A 19220-nucleotide genomic window follows, 5' to 3' on the forward strand; every position below is an offset into this window, starting at 1 on the left:
CCTTAATGTTCACAGTGAACGACTTTGACATCGTGGATGCCGTCGATATTCATGAGGGCCGGAATCAGGGCCGAGGGGATATCCTTGTCCACAGCCACCACCATGACGTTGGTGCCTGCTTCCTTGCCGGCGCCTACCTGCATGCCGTTGATGTTGATATGTTCTCTCCCAAGTACCGATGCTACCTGGCCGATCATGCCGGGCTTGTCTTCATGGGGCGCAATGATAATGCAGCCTTTCGGTTCGATGTCCACGCGGAAGTGGTCGATGGATACGATTTTGGCTTCTTTCCGGTCAAAGAGGGAGCCTGTAATGCGGTGGCTGCCTTTGTCGGTGTCTACGGTGAGGGAAATGGTATTGGTGAAATAGTGGCCCTTCTTGGCTTTTACTTCTCTTACATCCATGTGCCTTTCTTCTGCAATGCCCCGGGCATTGACGAAATTGACGGTCTGCTGCAGTACCGGAGCCAGAAGGCCTTTCAGTACGGCTGTGGTGAGTGGTGCTGTTTCTGTTTCTGCCAGTTCACCGGTATATTCCACGTTCACCCTGTTGATACGGCCGCCGGCCAGGTCGATGGCAATATTGCCCATGCGCTCGCAGAGGTCGAAGTAAGGCTGGATCACGTGAAGGGTGGCTTTGGTAATAGGGGAAGCGTTCACGGCGGTGGCCACCGGTTCTCCGTGGAGGGCCTGCATGACGCCTACAGCCACATCGGTGGCAACGCCGGCCTGGGCTTCTTTGGTGGAAGCGCCCAGATGAGGGGTGAGGGCTACATTGGTCATGCCCAGGAAGGGATTGTCTTCCGGTTTCAGCGGTTCATTGGGCCATACGTCGATGCCGGCGCCGGAGACCTTACCGCTCTTCAGCGCCTCAGCCAGGGCGTAGATATCCACCACGGCGCCCCGGGATGCATTGACAAGGCGGACGCCATCTTTCATTTTGGCAATTTCTTCTTTGCCGATCATGCCCCTGGTCTCATCAGTAAGGGGCGTATGAAGGGTGATATAGTCCGATTCCTTCAAAAGGGTATCCAGGTCCACCAGCTCCACGCCCAGCTGTTTGCCTCTTTCCAGGGGAATATAGGGGTCGTAGCCGATGGTTTTCATGTTGAAGGCCTGGAGGCGTTTGGCCACATTGGAACCGACCCGGCCTACGCCGATGATGCCTACAGTCTTGTTCAGAAGCTGGATGCCGGTGAAGCTCTTCCGGTCCCAGCGGCCTTCCATAATGGACTGGTGGGCCTGGGGAATGTGGCGGGTCATGGACAGCATGAGGGCAATGGTGTGTTCGCAGGCTGCAATGGTATTCGACTCCGGCGTATTGACTACGGTAATACCTTTCTGGGTGGCTTCCTTTATATCAATGCCGTCGATGCCTACGCCGGCGCGGCCGATGACCTTCAGGTTTTTAGCAGCGTCAATGACTTTCTTTGTGACCTTGGTCTGGCTTCTTGTAATGATGGCATCATAGTCGCCGATGACTTTCACCAGTTCCTCTTCCTTCATATTCGGCTGGATATCTACGATAAATTCCTTTTCCAGGATTTCTTTGGCTTCTTTAGCTACGTCGGCAGTAATGAAAATTCTGAACATAATGATTTCCTCCTGTAAATAATCAAATTATCCGTTGACTCTTTCGTATTCTTTCATGAACTGGGAGAGCGCTTCCGCTGCTTCCGGTGTTACCGCATTGTAGAGGGATACCCGGAGGCCGCCTACCAGACGGTGGCCTTTCACGCCTATGAAATCATGGGCCTTTGCTTTTTCCACGAAATCCTTCTCCATGGCTTCATTGGCCAAATTGAAGGTAATGTTCATGCGGCTTCTGGCATCCTTTTCCGCATGGCCCCGGTAGAATCCGCCGCTTTCATCAATCACGTCGTAAATCAGGGCTGCTTTGACCTTATTTCTTTCTTCAATGGCCTTGAGACCGCCCATATTTTTGATCCAGTGGAGCATGCGGTTCAGGGTATAAATGCAGAAAACCGGCGGCGTATTGTAGGTAGAATCTTTTTTCACAAAGGTCTGGTACTGCAGGAATTCGGGGATATCGGGGCGGGCCGTTTCAAGAAGGCTCTTTTTGATGATAGCCAGAGCCACACCGGCGGCGCCCAGATTCTTCTGGATACCGGCCCAGATCATATCGAACCGGTTGAAATCGATGTCCCGGGAAAGAATGTCTGAAGACATATCGCAGATCAGGGGCACCTTCACCTCCGGGAATTTCCAGTACTCCGTGCCGTAGATAGTATTGTTGGCGCAGATGTAGAGGTAGTCCGTACCATCCTTGATGTCATAGGTGTCAGGAATATAGGAGTAATCTTTATCCTGGGCGGAATTGGCATCGTAGGTTTCACCGAAGAAGGCGGCCGTATTTCTTGCCTTGTGGGCCCATACGCCGGTGTCTGCATAGGCAGCCCGGGTATGGAGGAAATTGTATCCCGTCATGAGGAACTGCATGGTGCCGCCGCCCTGGATGAATACGATTTCATAATCCGGCGATAAATGCATGAGCTGCCGCAGGAGATCCTTCGTCTCATCCAGCATATCCTGGAACTCTTTGGACCGATGGCTGATTTCCGTAATACCCATGCCTGTGTTTTTGAAATTGGTGAGATCCTCCTTCATAGCCTCCAGCACTTCCAGGGGCATAGGGGACGGACCGGCGTTGAAATTGAATACTCTCTTCATCATGAACCTCCAAATAACACAAAAAGAGAAGACGTCCCATGGGACGAGCTTCTCTTTTCTCGCGGTGCCACCCAATTTAGCCATGGCAAAAAGGAGCGAGGTATAAAAAAACGCTCTCCATCCACTAAGGGACGAGAGCACCCGCGATACCACCCAAATTGCCAGAAGGCCATCTTTGAAAGGCTGTAACGGGCCTGCCCGAAGGATTCTTCATCCATGTCTCCGAAGTGGAAAGATAATCAGCCCCTGACAGCTCTCACCGGCCGCTGTCTCTCTGAAAAGGTCTCATTACCCCTTCTTCATCATCGCTTGTTTCGTATGGCTGAATTATAGCGCCGGCCCTTTCACTTTGTCAAGAAGAAATTTTTTGGACACCATTTCCTTTGCCGCGCTTTCGCAATACCGGAAGTATCGCGCAAAAGGGGCCGCAGGCGTCTGCCCCGGAAGCGATGTAACCTTTCTACACAACCTGCGGCGCCAGCCGCGCCCCTTTTTATAATCCACGGCGAAGCCGCCATCGCTACCCTTTGAACCTTTATGCAGGGAGTGGTATAATACATGCATATTATCATGTAAAGTGATTATACTATGCATGGTAAATATAATGCAGAATCCATATAGGAGAAGAGAAGTATATTTCCTGGAGAAGGTGCTGACAGCCCATTCCCGGAAAATCAGGAAAAGGAGTGTGGAATTTGTATGTCTATTAAAACAAGGAAAATCGGTATTATCGGTGCAGGCAATGTAGGATCCCATCTGGCCCTCCAGTTTGCCGTGCAGGGTCTGGCAGATGAAGTGGTATTCTACGATACCAACATGGACAAAGCCATCGGCGAATCCCTGGATCTTCTGGATGCCGTCAGCTACCAGCCCCACCATTTTGAGGCCTATGCAGGCACCATGGACGATATGAAAGATGCAGATATTCTGATCAATGCATCCGGCAAACCCCGGAAACAGGGACAGAACCGTCTGGACATGATGGATGGCGCCATTGCCACCAGCAAGGAATTCCTGCCGCTGATTCAGAAATCCGGCTTTGACGGCATTATTATTTCCATTTCTAACCCCTGCGACATTATTGCAGAATACCTGCAGTACAAGCTGGACTGGCCGAAAAAGAAAATCATCGGCTCCGGCACAGCCCTGGACTCTGCCCGCCTGCAGATGCAGCTTTCTACCCAGCTCAAAGTCAACCGCCGCTCTCTCACCGCTTACCTTCTGGGCGAACACGGCGATTCCAGCATGATTCCCTGGAGCCATGTCAAAGTGGCAGGCAAGCCCATTGATGAACTGCTGAAGGAAAAGCCGGATCTCTACCATATGGATTCCAAGGAAGAAATCCTGAAGAAAGTCCATGAAGAGGGAAATATTGAAAACGCCAAGAAAGGCTGCACTGAATTTGGCGTTTCCTCTGCCACCGCCGAGCTGGTCCGTGCCATTTACCACGATGAACATAAAATCCTTCCCTGCTCCGTCTATCTGGACGGCGAATATGGCATCCATGACAGCTTTGCTTCCGTACCGGTGAAAGTGGGCAAGGACGGCGTGGAAGACATTATCGAACTCCATTTGACCGATGAAGAAAATGAAGAACTCCAGCGTTCCATCAAAATTCTGAAGGAACACTTCGAAAGAGCGCTCACACTGTAATCGTTTGAACAAAAAGGGTACCCGCCGGGGTGCCCTTTTTGTTTTGTAAGTGCCATGCTCTTATGAAACATGGTTCACTGGTTTTCTGAACGGAAAAAAGGAGTCCCCAATCCCCAGTCCCCAGTCTCCAATACCCAGCCCCTAGCCCCCAGCTCCCAGCTCCCAGTTCCCAGTTCCCAGTTCCCAATCCCCGTTTATAGAGAAAATCCCTTTTCACAGCCCCGCCCCATGGGGTATAATGGTATGACGCTTATTTTAATTTTGAGGTGAAACATGACTGATTTGGAAGAAATAAAAAGACGCCGCACCTTTGCCATCATTTCCCACCCGGATGCCGGCAAGACGACGCTTACTGAAAAACTACTGCTCTACGGCGGAGCCATCCATCTGGCAGGATCCGTCAAGGCAAGAAAGACAGCCCGCTATGCCGTTTCCGACTGGATGGAAATTGAAAAACAGCGTGGTATTTCTGTCACCAGCTCGGTGCTCCAGTTTGACTACCAGGGCTGCCGCATCAATATTCTGGACACCCCTGGGCATGCGGACTTTTCTGAAGATACTTACCGTACCCTCATGGCGGTAGACTCCGCCGTCATGGTTATCGACGTGGCCAAGGGCGTGGAAGCCCAGACGAAGAAACTCTTCAAAGTCTGCTCCGACCGGAGCATTCCGATTTTTACCTTCGTCAATAAAATCGACCACTTCGGCAAGAATCCCTTCGACCTCATGGCCGATATTGAAGATGTACTGGGCATCCGCTCCTGCCCTATGAACTGGCCCATCGGAGTGAATGGCGATTATACCGGCATTTACGACAGAGAAACGGAAATGTGCCATCTCTTCATCAAGGACAATGCCCATGGCGTAAAGAAACTGGAAGTGATTTCCGGGAAAATGGACGATGAAAAAATCACCTCCCATCTGAGCCCTGAAATCATTCAGTCCCTGAAAGACGACCTGGAACTTTTGGACGAAGCAGGGGACCCCTTCGATGAAGAAAAAGTGGCAAAAGGAGAACTGACCCCCATGTTCTTCGGCTCCGCCATGACCAATTTCGGCGTACAGCCCTTCCTGGAAAAATATCTGGAGCTGGCTCCGCCGCCGGAACCGAGAAAGACACTGGAAGGCACAGTGGCCCCGGAAGATCCCAATTTCTCCGCCTTCGTTTTCAAAATCCAGGCCAATATGGACCCCAAGCACCACGATCGGGTGGCTTTCATGCGCATTTGCTCCGGTGTCTTTGAAAAAGGGGCGAGCGTGCTTCACCGTCAGAGCGGCAAAATGATCCGCCTGTCCCAGCCCCAGCAGTTCCTGGCCACCGAAAGACAGACCGTTGAAAAAGCCTATCCCGGCGATATTATCGGCGTTTTCGATACCGGTGAACTAGGCGTAGGGGATACGGTATGCGAAAAGAAACATCCTGTCACTTTCATCGACTTCCCTGTGTTCCCGCCGGAACTCTTCGCCCGCCTTTCACCGGTGAGCAGCATGAAGAGAAAGCAGTTCCTGAACGGCGTTACCCAGCTGGCCCAGGAAGGGGCCATTCAGGTGTACAAGCAGCCCTACATCATGGAATCCTTCATTATCGGTGCCGTTGGCCAGCTGCAGTTTGAAGTCATGAAATACCGGCTGGAAAACGAATACAACGTATCGGTGAACCTGGAACCCTTAGGCTTCACCGCCGCCCGCTGGACCGAAGGCGATGTGCCGCCGGAAGAACTGGTAGGCATCGACAATGCCATGGTGGTCTACGACCGCCGCGAGCGGCCGGTATACCTCCTGCCCAATGCCTGGCAGGCAGGCTGGCTGGCCCAGAGAAATCCAAAAGTCAAATTCCTTGAAAGCCCGCCCCTGGGTGTGGCAGAATTGTAAGGAAATTAATCAAAAGCAGCAGAACCGCAGATGGCTCTGCTGCTTTTTGGCATTCTGGCAAGCGCTGTGAGCTGCTTATGAAAGGACTGCTTTTCAGAGCTTTATTCTGCCCCCGCTTGCGGGGGCAGTCCGGCGCACCCGGATAGGGGGTGTATCTGCCGAAGGCAGATAATTCAGCAGAATGGTTATTTTGCCATATGACACAGAAAGGTGAATCCGTAACGCTGACTTTAATAATCTGCGGCGAAGCCGCTACCACCACCCTCAGCCCGGCAGGGCTGTTGCCCCCTGAGCGAAACGATACACAAACCGCCGCCGGATAAGGGGGAGCCGCGCAGCGGCTAATCACCAGAATGCCAATCAAGCCCTATGGCACAGAAAGGTAAATCCTAACGCGGGCATCCATTTCTTCCCGACGTTCTTCGGCCTGCTTTCCGGCCTGGCGGAGATGTTCGGCGGGATCTTCATCCTGCTCGGCCTGTTCTACCGCCCGATGGCCCTCTTTCTCGTCGGCAATCTCATGATGGCAGCCTCCATCGAGCTCGCCCCCGGCGCGCCGCTCCTGCAGGGCTCGCGCCCCTTTGAGGAAGGTGTCTTCTACATCGGCGTCGTCTTCGCCGGTCCAGGCCGCTACAGCCTCGATCACCTGTTTCGCAATGAAGTCGGCGAAGAAAAACACAATCATTTCTGAATCTCCACAAGAAAGCCCTGTCTGTTTTGGTTCAACTGGAACAGGCAGGGCTTTCTCTTTGGCTTATGAGTAATACGTTTTAGGAATGCTGGATGATTTTTGATAAGCATTTTACATGGTATGCATACCCTGTTATGATAAAAGAAAAAGATGAAGTCGTGGGACAGGAGGATTTATCATGGAAAAACAGACAGCAGGACGCAAGGCATTGGGCGATTTTGCACCGCAGTTCGCGGCGCTCAACGATGATGTGCTCTTCGGTGAGGTGTGGGCCAAGGAAGATGAGCTTTCGCCGAAGCTTCGCAGCATCGCGACGGTCTCGGCACTGGTCGGCAAGGGAACTGCTGGCGATGCCTTGCGCTACCACCTGCAGACGGCGCGCCAGCACGGCGTTACGAAAGAGGAAATGGCCGCACTGCTCACGCATCTGGCCTTCTACGCTGGCTGGCCGAACGCCTGGGCAGCCTTTCCTGTGGCCAAGGAAGTCTACGCCGATGCAGCGGATGCAGAGGGCCGCGGTGGCTTCTTCGGCCTCGGCGAGCCAAACGATGCCTATGCCAAGTACTTCACGGGCCAGTCGTACTTGAAGGTCCTGTCGAAGCCGGGCTTAGTGTAAAATTTTACTCGGTAGGGAAATTTTTCCAGAAACAATAAAAGAGGAAAGCCTCCCCTTGAGTGGAAATGTTATAATTTCCGTGCACAAATAAAACAAAGAAAGGGCTTTCCTCATGGATATTATAACAAAAACTGGAGAAATTTGGAGTGAAAATGCAATAGGAGCAGTCATTTCTCTCATTAAGGAATCTGATGACTCTATCGAGGCTGAAAGGAAGCTAACTCATTGGCTCACTGAAATGAACTGTCAGCTTATAGCTATGGCCCTGGCGCGTATTGACACTGAGCTGTATCAGATTTACAAGGTACAGGGGTGGCGTGTGACGCGCCGGGACTCTAGGACAATTTACTGTCGCTATGGAGAGCTGACCTATACGCGAAGACTTCTGCAGAAAGACGGGAAGAGCTTCTATCCTTTGGATCGTAAAATGGGCTTTGAGTCCAGAAAGCACTACAGCCTGGGAATGATTGAGCGGATTGTCGAGGCTGTCGCAATTACCACATCTCGCAGTGCCAGCGAACTCCTGCAAAGCCTGGCAGGGATTACCATCTCCCATCAGTCCGTTATCTCACTCAAGAATTATGCCGGTAAGAAGGCAAAGGCTTACGAAAAAACATTGGCAGAAGAGGAAAAGGTTGAAAAGCCGACACAGCCGGAAATTATAGCGATTGAAGGAGATGGAATTGTACTCAAGAACAAGGAGAAAGGCGGCGTTTCGGAAGTGCACCGCCTCCAGGTATATGAGGGAGTCAGGAAAAATGGCAACAGGACAGAACTGGTAGGACTTCGCTGCTTTGCATCTACCAGCAGAAAAGAACTTTTTGCAATGGTAAGAAGCTATCTGCTTGAGCACTATGACCTGTCTAAGACCACAGTGCTGTCGAATGGGGATGGAGGGTCCGGATACCAGTTTCAGGACTTTGAGCGAATGGTAGAAGGCTGCCTGGATCACCAGCACTTCCGCGACTGCTATCATGTGCATGAAAAGATCCGGACCCGGCTCAGCTTCTGCAACAGGAAACTGATAGACCGTATTATCCGAGAACTTCACCAGAGCGACGATATTATGAAACAGATTCCCGTATGGATGGATACTGCCCGGAGCTGCGCTCGAACAGAGGCGGATTTGGAGGCGGTAGACAAGCTGCAGAGCTATCTGGAGAGAAATGCTCCCTATATCCCCAGCCTGAGTCAGCGCGGCATCCATACAGAGATTCACCTGGGGACTGCAGAAACAAATCACCGGTTCTACAGCTATCGCATGAAGCGGCAGGGACGGAGCTGGTCCAGCGAGGGAATGGAGTGTATGGTTTGGGTATTAACCGCCCGGAAGAATAAAACACTTACAGCAGCTCTCCTGTACCATGCTAATGGGAAAAGCTACAAAAAGATGGATAGAGCCATGCACAAGGCTGCGGTGCAGGCAGAGCGTAAAATCACACAGAATGTCCGGAGTGAGGCGCAGAAGCGCAAAATGAGAAACTATAGGCCAGGATGCCTGGAGGGGCGTATAGGCGTTTATGGAGCTTCTTCTTCACCAATGGGGAGACTGGCCAGAGCTATACAGAAATACTGATAAAACCGAAGCCACGGAGATCGTAATCATCGACAGTCAAATGAATTACCGAGGAAAACTTGACACTTACGAAGCCGGGCGAGCCGCTTGTCATCTGCAACGTCACGTTCGAGCCGGGCTGCCGCAATTTCTGGCATATCCACCACGCGAAGCAGGGCGGCGGCCAGGTGCTCATCTGCGTCGACGGCGAGGGCTGGTATCAGGAGGAGGGCAGGGCCCCACAGAGTCTCAAGCCCGGCGATATCGTCGAGATTCCCGCAGGCGTCAAGCACTGGCACGGTGCCAAGCAGCACAGCTGGTTCTCTCATCTCGCGTTCGAGATCCCGGGCACGGAGACAAGCAATGAGTGGTGCGAGCCCGTCACAGATGAGGTGTATCCGCAGGACTGACACGATAGTTTAGAAGTAGATTGGATTGTATGTTAGGAAATTTTTCGTATTGCAACCCGGTAAAGCTTTATTTTGGCGATCAGTCACTCGATTACTTGAACACGGAACTGCCGAAGTACGGCAAGAACCGTCTTGATCTACGGCGGCAGTTCCATCAAGAAGAACGGCATCTACGATGATGTCATCAAGAGCCTTGAGGCGCAGGGCAAGAATGTGGCAGAGATCGCGGGCGTCATGCCGAATCCGACGCTCGCAAAGCTCTATGAGGGCATCGAGATCGCGCGCAAGCATCAGGCGGATCTGCTCCTGGCCGTCGGCGGCGGTTCGGTCTGCGACTATGCCAAGGTGGTGTCCGTCTCAGTCAACTGCGAGGAAGACCCGTGGGAGAAATACTTCGTGCGCTTTGAGGAGCCGTCCTGCGAGACGCTGCCAGTCGGCTGCGTGCTGACGATGGTCGGGACGGGCTCGGAGATGAATGCAGGTTGTGTCATCACAAATCAGAAGACAAAGCAGAAAATAGGTCACGTCTTTGCAGACGAGAAGATCATCCCGCGCTTTGCCATCCTGAACCCGCGGTACACGATGACACTGCCACATCGCCAGATGGCAGCAGGCATCTACGATATCTTCAATCACATCTGCGAGCAGTATTTCTCCGGTGAGGATGATAACACGAGCGATTACATCAGCGAGGGCCTGATGCGCTCCGTCCTGCACGCCAGCCGCATTGCCAACAAAAACCCGCAGGACTACGAGGCACGCAGCAACCTGATGTGGACGGCGACCTGGGCGCTCAACACGCTGATTGCCAAGGGGAAAAGCATGGACTGGATGGTCCACATGCTCGGCCAGGCCGTTGGCGCCTATACGAATGCGACGCACGGCATGACGCTTGCAGCTGTCTCACTGCCGTACTACCGCTACATCCTGCCGTACGGCCTGCCGAAATTCAAGCGCTTCGCCATTGAAGTCTGGAAGGTCAACCCGGAAGGCAAGACAGATGAGGAGATTGCCGAGGAAGGCCTCAAGGCCATGGAAGATTGGATGAAGGAACTCGGGCTTGCCATGAAGATCTCCGAGCTCGGCGCGACAAAAGATATGATCGATGGCATCGCCGATGCTACGCTCCTCCTCGAGGGCGGCTATAAAGTCCTTAAGCGCGAGGAAGTCGTCGCCATCCTGAAAGAAAGTCTTTGATGCTTGCTGGTTTATGGGGGCTGAACGGAAGAGACGTTCCGTTCAGCCCCTCGTCTATTTCAATTCTTTTCTATATTGCGGCTTTGCGTATATAATAGAGGAGGTGTACCAATCATAGAAGATGATGGAGGAGTGGGAGAATGGAAATACGCGTACTGCAGTACTTTATGGCGGCAGCCAGACATGAGAACATCACCAAGGCGGCGGAGGAACTTCACCTGACGCAGCCGACGCTTTCGCGGCAGCTGTCGGATCTCGAGGACGAACTGGGCGTGCAGCTGCTCGTGCGCGGGAAGCGCAAGACGCAGCTGACGGAAGCCGGACTGATATTCAAGGCGAGAGCGCAGGAGATTCTCAGCCTGACAGAAAAGACGAAGGAGCAGTTTGCCAAGATGGATGAGCTCGTGGCGGGGGACATCTACATTGGTGCCGGCGAGACGCAGGCGATGGCCTGTGTCGCGAAAGTCCTGGCGCCGCTGCGCCGATCCTATCCTCACATCCAGTTCCATCTGGTCAGCGGCAATGAAGACCTGATCTACGATTCTCTGCAGAAGGGATTGCTCGACTTCGGGCTCGTCTGCCGGGCGGATGCACCGCGGACGTATGCGTTTCGCCGCATCCCGCACGACGATGCCTGGGGGCTCCTGATGCGGGCAGACAACCCTCTGGCAGTCAAAGAGGCCGTACAGCGCGCCGATCTCTTGCAGGAGCCGCTCATTGTATCGGAGCAGGCGATGAAGCATCACGAGCTGGATCATTATTTCGGCAGCGCAGCGGAGAAAATCGAAGTGGCCGGTACATACAACCTGCTCTACAATACGATCTTCTTCATCGAGGCGGGCATGGGCAGTGCGCTTTGCTTCAAGGGCATGGCGGATGCCGTAGGTTCGTCACGCGGGCTCGTCTTCCGTCCATTGGACCCCGTGATTTACTCGGCGAATTATGTGGTCTGGCGCAGAGACCAAGTCTTCTCCCACGCCGGTCGTCTCGTCGTGGCGGCCCTGGACGAGGCGTTCTCTAATCATGCCTAAAGCCTATCATAGATTATTAAAACCAAGTATTTGTAATCATATACCCCTTCCCTTATAATGAATGCATCAAGTAAAACAACTGGGCATGCAGCGATGAGCTGCAGCGATGCAACATTAAGGAAGGGGTTTTTCCATGAAGACATTCAAGAGCAAGAAAAGAGCCGCTTGGCTGATGGCTGCTGTAATGATGGGGACGTTCACTTTTGCAGGGATGGCGATGCAAACGACTTATGCAGCTGTGCCGACGAAAACGCTCGTGCACGATTCACAGATGAAGAATGCGACGATCCAGGATCTGGACAACGACACGCGCGTCTTCGCCGTGGACAAGACGATTGAGGTCAAGAAGGTCACGTTCCAGAATCGCTACGGCTTCGATGTGGCGGGCCACCTCTACCTGCCGAAGGATTTTGATGACAAGAAGCAGTACAAGGCTGTCGTCGTGACGGGCCCGTTCGGCGCAGTCAAGGAGCAGTCCTCGGGCCTCTACGCACAGGAAATGGCCAAGAACGGCTTTGTTGCCGTCGCCTTCGATCCATCGACCACGGGGGAGAGCAGCGGCAAGCGCCGCAATATGGGCTCGCCGGAGATATTCACGGAAGATTACAGCGCGGCAGTCGATTTCGTCAGCAACCTCAAGTTCGTCAACCCGCAGCAGATCGGTGCTATTGGCATCTGTGGTCTCTCGGGCATGGCCATCACGGCAGCAACGAATGATACGCGCATCAAGGCGGTCGCGACATCGGCTATGTACGACATGTCGGACAGCATCCGCAACCACTATAATGGGGATTACTACACGCCGGAGCAGCGCGAAATCGTCAAGCACCACCTGGCCGAGATGCGCGATGAGGAGGCAAAGACAGGCAAGTCTATTCCCGGTTCGCATGAGCTCGCCGTCGACAAGGATGGCAAGGTGATCTCGACGAAGACGATGTTCCCTGACAAGCTGCCGGCGGATGCATCGGATGTGGTGAAGGGCTTCTACGATTATTACGTCGGCCGCGCTTACCATCCGCGTGCCATCAACTCCAACACGCTGGCCTGGGATTCGACGACGCCGTACGGCTTCTTCAACTTCTCGCTGATGGAGCACATCAAGGAACTCAGCCCGCGCCCGCTGCTCCTCATCACAGGGGACAAGGCGCATTCTAAGTACTTCTCGGATGCGGTCTATGCAGCGGCAGATGGTCCGAAGGAGGAGATTGTCGTTCCGGGTGCTACGCATACGGATCTCTACGACCAGATGGACAAGATCCCCTTCGACCGCCTCGTCGCGTTTTTCAACAAGTACCTCAGTGAATGATTGCTGGAAAGACGTACCCGGGAGGAGGATGTTTGATGAGCAGATTGTTCTTTTTCTGTTGTGCTCTGATTGCACTTATCGTGCTGGGATGTGGCGGCCCCGGAGTGGCGGCCCCATCCTTGTCCGGGAAGGAGGCAGAGATGCACGAGACAGGAGCGGCGTCCCTACTAGCGGGCAGCAAAGCGTATGCTCTGAAGTGGGCTGATACGGAGGCTGCTGCCGAGCTGCGGCAGCAGCTGCCTCTGGCCAAGACGTTTACAGAACTCAATGGCAACGAGAAATACTACAAACTGCCGAAGCACCTGACAGTGGCGGATGAAGATGTCCGCGAGATCCATAAGGGGGATGTCATGCTGTTTGGCGGTCAGTATGTCGTGGTGTTCTATCAGGATTTTCAGACGACTTACCGCTACACGCGCCTGGGTCACGTCGAAGCAGACAATGATCTGGACGCTGCTCTGGGGGCAGGTGATGTATTCCTGACCTTGCAGCCATGAGATGGAGAGAGCGGTCTGGAGACGGAAAGGATGAGATGATATGAAACGACAGCAGCTATTGCTCTTGATCTTGGCATTTGGTGTGTTCAGCATCCTCAATACGGAGATGGGCATCATCGGCATCCTGCCGATGGCGGCGGCGATGTACCAGGTGGATATCGTACAGGCGGGGATGCTCGTCAGTCTGTTCGCGCTTGGCGTGGCCATCGCAGGGCCGACGATGCCGCTGCTGTTCTCGCGCTTCAATCGCAAGCACGTGATGCTGCTTGTGCTGGGTGTGTTCACGATCTGCAATGCACTGGCCGTCGTTGCGAGCGACTTCTATCTCCTTTTAGTGCTGCGCGTCGTGCCGGCCTTTTTCCACCCGGTCTACTGTGCACTCGCCTTCAGCGTGGCCGCTGCCTCGGTGGCTCCAGAGGATGCGCCGCGGGCTGTGGCGCGCATCAACATGGGCGTCGCGGCCGGTATGGTCGTCGGCGTGCCCATCAGCAATGTCTTGGCAGCGACGTTTGACTTTTCGGCGGCGATGGTCTTCTTTGCAGGCGTGACGGGGCTCATGTTTCTGCTGACAATGGCCTTTGTGCCGGACTTGCCGGTGACGCAGCCAATGCGCTACGGCGCGCAGCTTTCCGTTCTGAAGCGTCCGCCGGTCTGGCTGGCCATCGTGGCGGTTATTTGCCTCAATGGCTCCATCTTCGGCGTCTACAACTACCTCGCTGATTATTTGCAGAAGGTTGCGGCACTGCCGGGAGAGCTCATCGCAGTGCTGCTCCTCGTCTATGGTCTCTTGAACATCTGCGGAAGCTATCTGGGCGGCAATCTCCTCGCCAGGTGTCCCAGCGTGACCGTACGCCTTTTCCCGCTGTGTACCATCGCGCTCTACTGCCTGCTCTTTGCAGGTGGTGGGAAGCTGCTGCCTCTTCTCGCGGCATTGATCGTGGCCTGGGGCATTCTCGGTGGCATCAATGCGAACATCAATCAGTACCTGCTGGCCTGCGTGGCATCAGATGCGCCGGATTTCAGCAACGGCCTGTTCCTGACAGCGGCCAATCTCGGCTGCATGGCGGGAACCATGATCAGCGGCTTTTTCATACACAGCCTCGGACTGCCCTTCGTCGTCTGCGGTGGCCTGCTGCTGGCGGCCGCTGCCCTGCTGCTCACACCGTTCGTACACTGCCGGGCAGATGAGCAGCAGGCGACGGATTGTCTTATCGGCTCGTAACAAGTGGTTTTATGGCAGATTGCTGTTCGTTTTTGACGCTTCGGCGATGTACTGCTGGAGCTCTTGGATAAGTTCTGCCCGGAGATGAGCAGCAGGACAAGAAAGATGGCAGAGGCAAGCTGTGAGCGTCTGGGCATTGATGTAATCGACCTGTACTGGATTCACAATCCTGCAGATGTGGAACGTTGGACTCCGGTACTTATCCCTCTGCTGAAGAGCGGCAAGGTGAAGAATGTGGGCGTATCCAACCACAATCTGTCCGAGATCAAGCGAGCTAATGAAATCCTGGGGGAACAGGGCTTCAGGATTTCTGCCGTGCAGAATCATTTCAGCCTGCTGAATCGTTCTTCGGAAAGCTCCGGCATCCTGGACTACTGCCGGGAGAATGATATTACTTTCTTTGCTTACATGGTGCTGGAGCAGGGGGCATTATCTGGCAAATACGATACCAGGCACCCTTTCCCGGAAGGCTCTGACCGTGCCAGGATCTATAATCCTGTGCTGGCCCAGCTGGAAGAGCTTACGGCAGCCATGGGAGAAATCGGTAAAAAGCATGGCCTGTCCGCAGCACAAGTGGGAACGGCTTGGGCCGTATCCAAAGGAGTTCTTCCCATCATTGGCGTGACCAAGGTGCGCCATGTGGAAGACGCAGCAAAGGCGGCAAGTGTGATCTTGTCCGCAGAAGAAATAAATCATCTGGAGACCCTGGCTGATAAGGCTGAGGTAAATACCATCCGCGAGTGGGAAAAGAAGATGGACTGAAGAGGAGAGCAATCATGAACGTTTTAGTCATTCATGGCAGCATGAGAAAGAACGGCAACACGAAAATCTTGTCGAAAGAATTTGTGCGTGGAGCCAAAGAGGCAGGCCACAAGGCAGAAATAGTGGAACTGCGTGATAAGAAATTTGGCGATTGCCTTGGCTGCCGGGCTTGTTTCAACAACGGCGGCAAGTGCGTACAAAAGGATGATATGGCAGAGATTTTGGACAAGCTGCGGGGAGCTGATGTTATCGTGCTGGCTTCTCCCATGTACTATTTTACCTGGACAGGATTGATGAAGCGTTTCCTTGACCGCACTTATCCCCTTTTGACAACACTCCATGACAAGGATTTTTACCTGATTACCTTGGGAGGAGTGCCGGACAAGAAGCTCATGGCCAATATCCTGTCCGATTTCAATAATTATGTGGCTTGCTTCAGCGAGTTCAACCCCCATGCCAATATGAGGAATGCCGGAGCCATCATCGGCACTTCGGCTCTGGCACCGGGAGCCATCCGTGCCTCGGCGGCCATGCAGGAAGCCTATGAAACGGGCAAGAATCTTTGACTGGGAGGGAAGAGCCATGTTTCTTATCAATGAAACCTTGAATCCGGAAAAGATTCCACAGGGCAAGGAAGAGGAATTTTTCCAGCAGCATGTTGCGTGGTTTACCCGCCATTTTGAACAAGGAAATTTCCTGCTGGTGGGCCCCTATACGGATCAGGAAATGGCGGGCATCATGCTGAGCGGCCTCGAAAACCGCGAGGCTTTGGAAGCTGTACTGAAAGAAGATGTTTACTACGCCCATGGGATGGCAGATTACGAAGTCCATGCCTTTAAGGCGGGAAAAATCGCCAGGAATTTTGCATCGTACGAGGGTAAATAAGATGGCTTTAAACGATTGTTTAAAATAGGGATTCTGACCTTGTTTGGAGGTATATTTATGGCAAATTCCTTTTGCTCAGCCCATTCTATCCGTACCCCGGAGGGGAATATGCCCATGGTGCACTGGGCAGTGGTGGAATCTACGCCGGGTGGTATGACAGCTATGGGACGCATTGCCCAGGAAACGGTTGGACCGCAGTCGGCCCGCGAAGCAGGCACGTATGCGCTGTATGGTGGTGTCGATGCCAAGAATCCAGATGTGATGAGGCTTCTGGAAATCTATGAAAGCTATGAAGCTTATCGCATACACAGCACCAGTGAAGCTTTTCAGGCATATCGGGCAGCCAGACTGCCTGTTCTGAAAAATTTGCGGATATTGGAAGCGGATGGCATCGCCTTGGAGCAAAAAGACAAGGGCGTGGGCAAGGTGGTTTACATGCACCGCTATGAAGTCATCCCGGAAAAGCTGGCCAAGTATCAGAAGCTGACAACCCAGGAGGCTCGCAGGGCTGTAAACGAAGATGACGGTGTTCTGGGGATGTTCGTTACTGCAGAACACGACGCACCAAACGTCATCCATACCATGGAAATCTATCGTGACAGAGAAGCTTTCAAAAAATATCAGGCTTCCGAGGCATGCCAAACGTATATGATGGAGGTCATGCCTATGTTCAGCATGACTCACATGGTTGAGAATATGCCTGGCAATATCGTGCTTAGCGATAAGGGAATCCATAATAAGTGATTATGGGGGGAGCGGTATGAAAAATAAAATTATCTATGGCATCACCATAGGCATCATTGGGGTCATGCTGGCAGGGGCTCAGACTGCCATGTCTGCAGCAGCTTGGATGCTTCCTGAAACTGGCCTGCAGATGGAAAGCCAAGCCAAACAGGCTTATGTTGCAAAGGAAATGGGCAAGTTTTTCCATCCTCAACCGGGAGACGCAAAACCTGCTCCTGTGAAATTCGAGGTGCCGGATGGTTGGATCTACCGTACTTTTACAGTAGATGGCCTGAAGATGGAGCAGGTGCAAAATCCATCTGGCAAGAAGGGCCGGATCATGCTGAAATTACATGGCGGCGGCTATGTACAGGGACTCCATGACAGACACCGACAGATGGGGGTAAATCAGGCAGTGCTTACGGAAGCACAATCGCTTTACATGGTTCATTATCGTCTTGCACCAGAGTATCCCTTCCCGGCTGCTTTAGAGGATGCCTTTAAAGCATATGAGTATATCCTGAATCAAGGTGTTGAGCCGGAGAACATCATCGTCATTGGCGATTCGGCTGGGGGAAACCTGGCCTTGGAACTGGCGGTATATCTCAAAGAGCATAATATGCCGCAGCCCAAAATGCTGATACTGATTTCACCCTTGACCACCTTTGCCAATGACCTGCCTTCACGTGGATATAATATGAATCGTGATTTGGTTTTGGGACGTAATGCCTCACCCCTTTACAAGGCTGTGGTAGATTCTACCTATTCCAAGGGTACAGACCTTAAAAATCCTCAACTTTCCCCATTATATGCCAATCTTACGGGGCTTCCCCCCATGTTGATACAGGCTGGTGGCTATGAACTCCTGCTGGATGACAGTATTGAGCTTATGCGTAAGGCAGCATCCAATGATGTGGATGTAACCTTGACTGTTTATCCCGGTATGCCTCATGAATTCTCTCTGATGATGCCGGAGCTGGATGACAGCGTGGCTTCCTTTAGGGAAATTCGGGACTTTGTCAGCAGGCAGATGCGCTAGGGAAGCACTGATTAATTCATAGAGTCTGCTTTTATAAGGATTTTTATGCACTGCTTCGTCATGGGGCTCCTTAAATAGCTCGCTATTCGCGTCGCCCCATTCCTTACATTGCATAAAAATTCAAGAATAAAAGCAGACAACGATTTAATCAGCGCTTCCCTAGTAACAGATTTTTGACATTTTTTATTCTTGGCTCACATGGGAAGATTTTTATATGATTATTGACAATTTGCTATAGTAATTAAAAGACAAGAAGGATTCCTTTGGTGTGTGCAATTTACACTTTGCTATACACCAAGGGAGTCCTTCTTTTTATATTTTTACGCATGAAAGGATAATTATGTCTTTTGCGATTACCGATTTGCTTTTGAACACGGGGGGTGTTCAAAAGCCCTGCTATCGTTCGATTGTATCAAATACAGACACCTTTGAGACCCCGATGGCGGAATAGTTGGCTTTCTGAACGATGCGGCCATCTTCACGGACGTTGACAGGGTCAAAAATACCAAGTTTATTAACAGGAATCTAATTTACACAAAGAATTTTACACTCTCGGCAGTCGGGATAGCGATAGAGTATCACATCGCTGCTCAGCCCCGTACACCCTTTTGCCACTACGTGGCATTTCACCCACAGGGAAGCGTGTCACTGGATTCTCAGTCGCCTACGGCTCCTTGCGAATCCAGTTCCCTTGCCACCGCAAGGGGAAATAAGAAATTTGAGGAGAAAAACAGAGAGTCATATACTTCATGTACCACTCCGGCATTCCCCCTTTGGTGGCTGGCGCCACCACCTTTCCCCCGCAGTTCGGTGGGGCGGCAAAAGGAAAGCGCCTTAATGGGCAGGCTAGGCGCCTTACTTCGCCCCACTTGGAGGTCCTATGCAGGACCTCCACAGTGGCACAATAACCCGTGCTTACTGTAGAGCCATTTATGAAGAAAGTGTTTCGCGGTGTTTTATTCTGCCCCCTGAACAAGGGTGGCAAGGGAACACGATTCGTAAGGGAGCAAAGCGACCTGAGAATCGTGTGACACGCTTTCCCGTGGAGAAGTCCGGCGCAGCCGGATAGGG

The 19220-nt window shown here is 52.7% G+C and carries 18 protein-coding genes; 16 read left to right on the forward strand and 2 right to left on the reverse strand.

Features of this window, described 5'->3' with window-relative positions; translation table 11 throughout:
- Positions 1–2 precede the first annotated feature (2 nt).
- The gene (gene serA, locus NW747_RS06275) at positions 3–1592 is read right to left on the reverse strand and encodes a phosphoglycerate dehydrogenase (RefSeq protein WP_273186003.1); all 1590 of its coding nucleotides are present in this window, start codon (positions 1590–1592) and stop codon (positions 3–5) included.
- Between the two features lie 27 nt (positions 1593–1619).
- Complete coding sequence (serC, locus tag NW747_RS06280; RefSeq protein WP_337954986.1) at positions 1620–2693, reverse strand: 3-phosphoserine/phosphohydroxythreonine transaminase; 1074 nt, start codon at positions 2691–2693, stop codon at positions 1620–1622.
- A 696-nt stretch (positions 2694–3389) separates the two neighbouring features.
- Between serC and NW747_RS06285 the strand changes: the two genes are divergently transcribed.
- The 16 genes from NW747_RS06285 (at position 3390) to NW747_RS06360 (ending at position 18149) form a co-directional block, all read left to right on the forward strand.
- Complete coding sequence (locus NW747_RS06285; RefSeq protein ID WP_273186006.1) at positions 3390–4343, forward strand: L-lactate dehydrogenase; 954 nt, start codon at positions 3390–3392, stop codon at positions 4341–4343.
- Between the two features lie 273 nt (positions 4344–4616).
- A complete protein-coding gene (locus NW747_RS06290; RefSeq protein WP_273186008.1) occupies positions 4617–6215 on the forward strand; it encodes a peptide chain release factor 3 in 1599 nt (532 codons plus the stop codon).
- Between the two features lie 448 nt (positions 6216–6663).
- Positions 6664–6906, forward strand: coding sequence for a DoxX family protein (locus NW747_RS10340; protein ID WP_419095306.1), 243 nt, complete (start codon positions 6664–6666; stop codon positions 6904–6906).
- A gap of 178 nt (positions 6907–7084) precedes the next feature.
- Positions 7085–7522: a carboxymuconolactone decarboxylase family protein gene (locus NW747_RS06300; protein WP_273186014.1), complete on the forward strand. Its 438-nt coding sequence runs from the start codon at positions 7085–7087 to the stop codon at positions 7520–7522.
- 112 nt (positions 7523–7634) lie between these two features.
- The gene (locus NW747_RS06305) at positions 7635–9098 is read left to right on the forward strand and encodes an ISLre2 family transposase (RefSeq protein ID WP_273186017.1); all 1464 of its coding nucleotides are present in this window, start codon (positions 7635–7637) and stop codon (positions 9096–9098) included.
- 59 nt (positions 9099–9157) lie between these two features.
- On the forward strand, positions 9158–9487 hold the full coding sequence (locus NW747_RS06310; RefSeq protein WP_273186019.1) for a cupin domain-containing protein: 330 nt from the start codon (positions 9158–9160) through the stop codon (positions 9485–9487).
- 132 nt (positions 9488–9619) lie between these two features.
- Entirely contained in the window at positions 9620–10684 is a 1065-nt protein-coding gene (locus tag NW747_RS06315; RefSeq protein ID WP_273186022.1) for an iron-containing alcohol dehydrogenase, read from the forward strand.
- A gap of 140 nt (positions 10685–10824) precedes the next feature.
- On the forward strand, positions 10825–11715 hold the full coding sequence (locus tag NW747_RS06320) for a LysR family transcriptional regulator (protein ID WP_273186024.1): 891 nt from the start codon (positions 10825–10827) through the stop codon (positions 11713–11715).
- Between the two features lie 133 nt (positions 11716–11848).
- The gene (locus NW747_RS06325) at positions 11849–13021 is read left to right on the forward strand and encodes an alpha/beta hydrolase (protein ID WP_273186027.1); all 1173 of its coding nucleotides are present in this window, start codon (positions 11849–11851) and stop codon (positions 13019–13021) included.
- Between the two features lie 35 nt (positions 13022–13056).
- Entirely contained in the window at positions 13057–13518 is a 462-nt protein-coding gene (locus tag NW747_RS06330; RefSeq protein WP_273186029.1) for a cyclophilin-like fold protein, read from the forward strand.
- A 40-nt stretch (positions 13519–13558) separates the two neighbouring features.
- On the forward strand, positions 13559–14740 hold the full coding sequence (locus tag NW747_RS06335; protein WP_273186032.1) for an MFS transporter: 1182 nt from the start codon (positions 13559–13561) through the stop codon (positions 14738–14740).
- A 105-nt stretch (positions 14741–14845) separates the two neighbouring features.
- Positions 14846–15502 carry an aldo/keto reductase gene (locus NW747_RS06340; RefSeq protein ID WP_273186035.1) on the forward strand — a complete coding sequence of 219 codons (657 nt, stop codon included), beginning with the start codon at positions 14846–14848 and terminating at the stop codon, positions 15500–15502.
- 14 nt (positions 15503–15516) lie between these two features.
- A complete protein-coding gene (locus tag NW747_RS06345) occupies positions 15517–16068 on the forward strand; it encodes a flavodoxin family protein (RefSeq protein ID WP_273186038.1) in 552 nt (183 codons plus the stop codon).
- A 16-nt stretch (positions 16069–16084) separates the two neighbouring features.
- Positions 16085–16387, forward strand: a complete 303-nt coding sequence (locus NW747_RS06350; RefSeq protein WP_273186041.1) for a YciI family protein — start codon at positions 16085–16087, stop codon at positions 16385–16387.
- 57 nt (positions 16388–16444) lie between these two features.
- The gene (locus NW747_RS06355) at positions 16445–17131 is read left to right on the forward strand and encodes a putative quinol monooxygenase (RefSeq protein ID WP_273186043.1); all 687 of its coding nucleotides are present in this window, start codon (positions 16445–16447) and stop codon (positions 17129–17131) included.
- A 16-nt stretch (positions 17132–17147) separates the two neighbouring features.
- Positions 17148–18149: an alpha/beta hydrolase gene (locus tag NW747_RS06360; RefSeq protein ID WP_273186046.1), complete on the forward strand. Its 1002-nt coding sequence runs from the start codon at positions 17148–17150 to the stop codon at positions 18147–18149.
- Positions 18150–19220: the final 1071 nt, after the last annotated feature.

Origin of the sequence: Dialister succinatiphilus (assembly GCF_928721695.1) — a bacterium.
Taxonomy (GTDB): domain Bacteria; phylum Bacillota; class Negativicutes; order Veillonellales; family Dialisteraceae; genus Dialister; species Dialister succinatiphilus.

Coding starts and splice junctions, on each gene's coding strand:
- NW747_RS06355 (WP_273186043.1), top strand. CDS start 16,445: ATGGCAAATTCCTTTTGCTCAGCCCATTCTATCCGTACCCCGGAGGGG.
- NW747_RS06350 (WP_273186041.1), top strand. CDS start 16,085: ATGTTTCTTATCAATGAAACCTTGAATCCGGAAAAGATTCCACAGGGC.
- NW747_RS06325 (WP_273186027.1), top strand. CDS start 11,849: ATGAAGACATTCAAGAGCAAGAAAAGAGCCGCTTGGCTGATGGCTGCT.
- NW747_RS06320 (WP_273186024.1), top strand. CDS start 10,825: ATGGAAATACGCGTACTGCAGTACTTTATGGCGGCAGCCAGACATGAG.
- NW747_RS06290 (WP_273186008.1), top strand. CDS start 4,617: ATGACTGATTTGGAAGAAATAAAAAGACGCCGCACCTTTGCCATCATT.
- serC (WP_337954986.1), bottom strand. CDS start 2,693: ATGATGAAGAGAGTATTCAATTTCAACGCCGGTCCGTCCCCTATGCCC.
- NW747_RS10340 (WP_419095306.1), top strand. CDS start 6,664: ATGTTCGGCGGGATCTTCATCCTGCTCGGCCTGTTCTACCGCCCGATG.
- NW747_RS06305 (WP_273186017.1), top strand. CDS start 7,635: ATGGATATTATAACAAAAACTGGAGAAATTTGGAGTGAAAATGCAATA.
- NW747_RS06340 (WP_273186035.1), top strand. CDS start 14,846: ATGGCAGAGGCAAGCTGTGAGCGTCTGGGCATTGATGTAATCGACCTG.
- NW747_RS06300 (WP_273186014.1), top strand. CDS start 7,085: ATGGAAAAACAGACAGCAGGACGCAAGGCATTGGGCGATTTTGCACCG.
- NW747_RS06360 (WP_273186046.1), top strand. CDS start 17,148: ATGAAAAATAAAATTATCTATGGCATCACCATAGGCATCATTGGGGTC.
- NW747_RS06330 (WP_273186029.1), top strand. CDS start 13,057: ATGAGCAGATTGTTCTTTTTCTGTTGTGCTCTGATTGCACTTATCGTG.
- NW747_RS06285 (WP_273186006.1), top strand. CDS start 3,390: ATGTCTATTAAAACAAGGAAAATCGGTATTATCGGTGCAGGCAATGTA.
- NW747_RS06335 (WP_273186032.1), top strand. CDS start 13,559: ATGAAACGACAGCAGCTATTGCTCTTGATCTTGGCATTTGGTGTGTTC.
- NW747_RS06345 (WP_273186038.1), top strand. CDS start 15,517: ATGAACGTTTTAGTCATTCATGGCAGCATGAGAAAGAACGGCAACACG.
- serA (WP_273186003.1), bottom strand. CDS start 1,592: ATGTTCAGAATTTTCATTACTGCCGACGTAGCTAAAGAAGCCAAAGAA.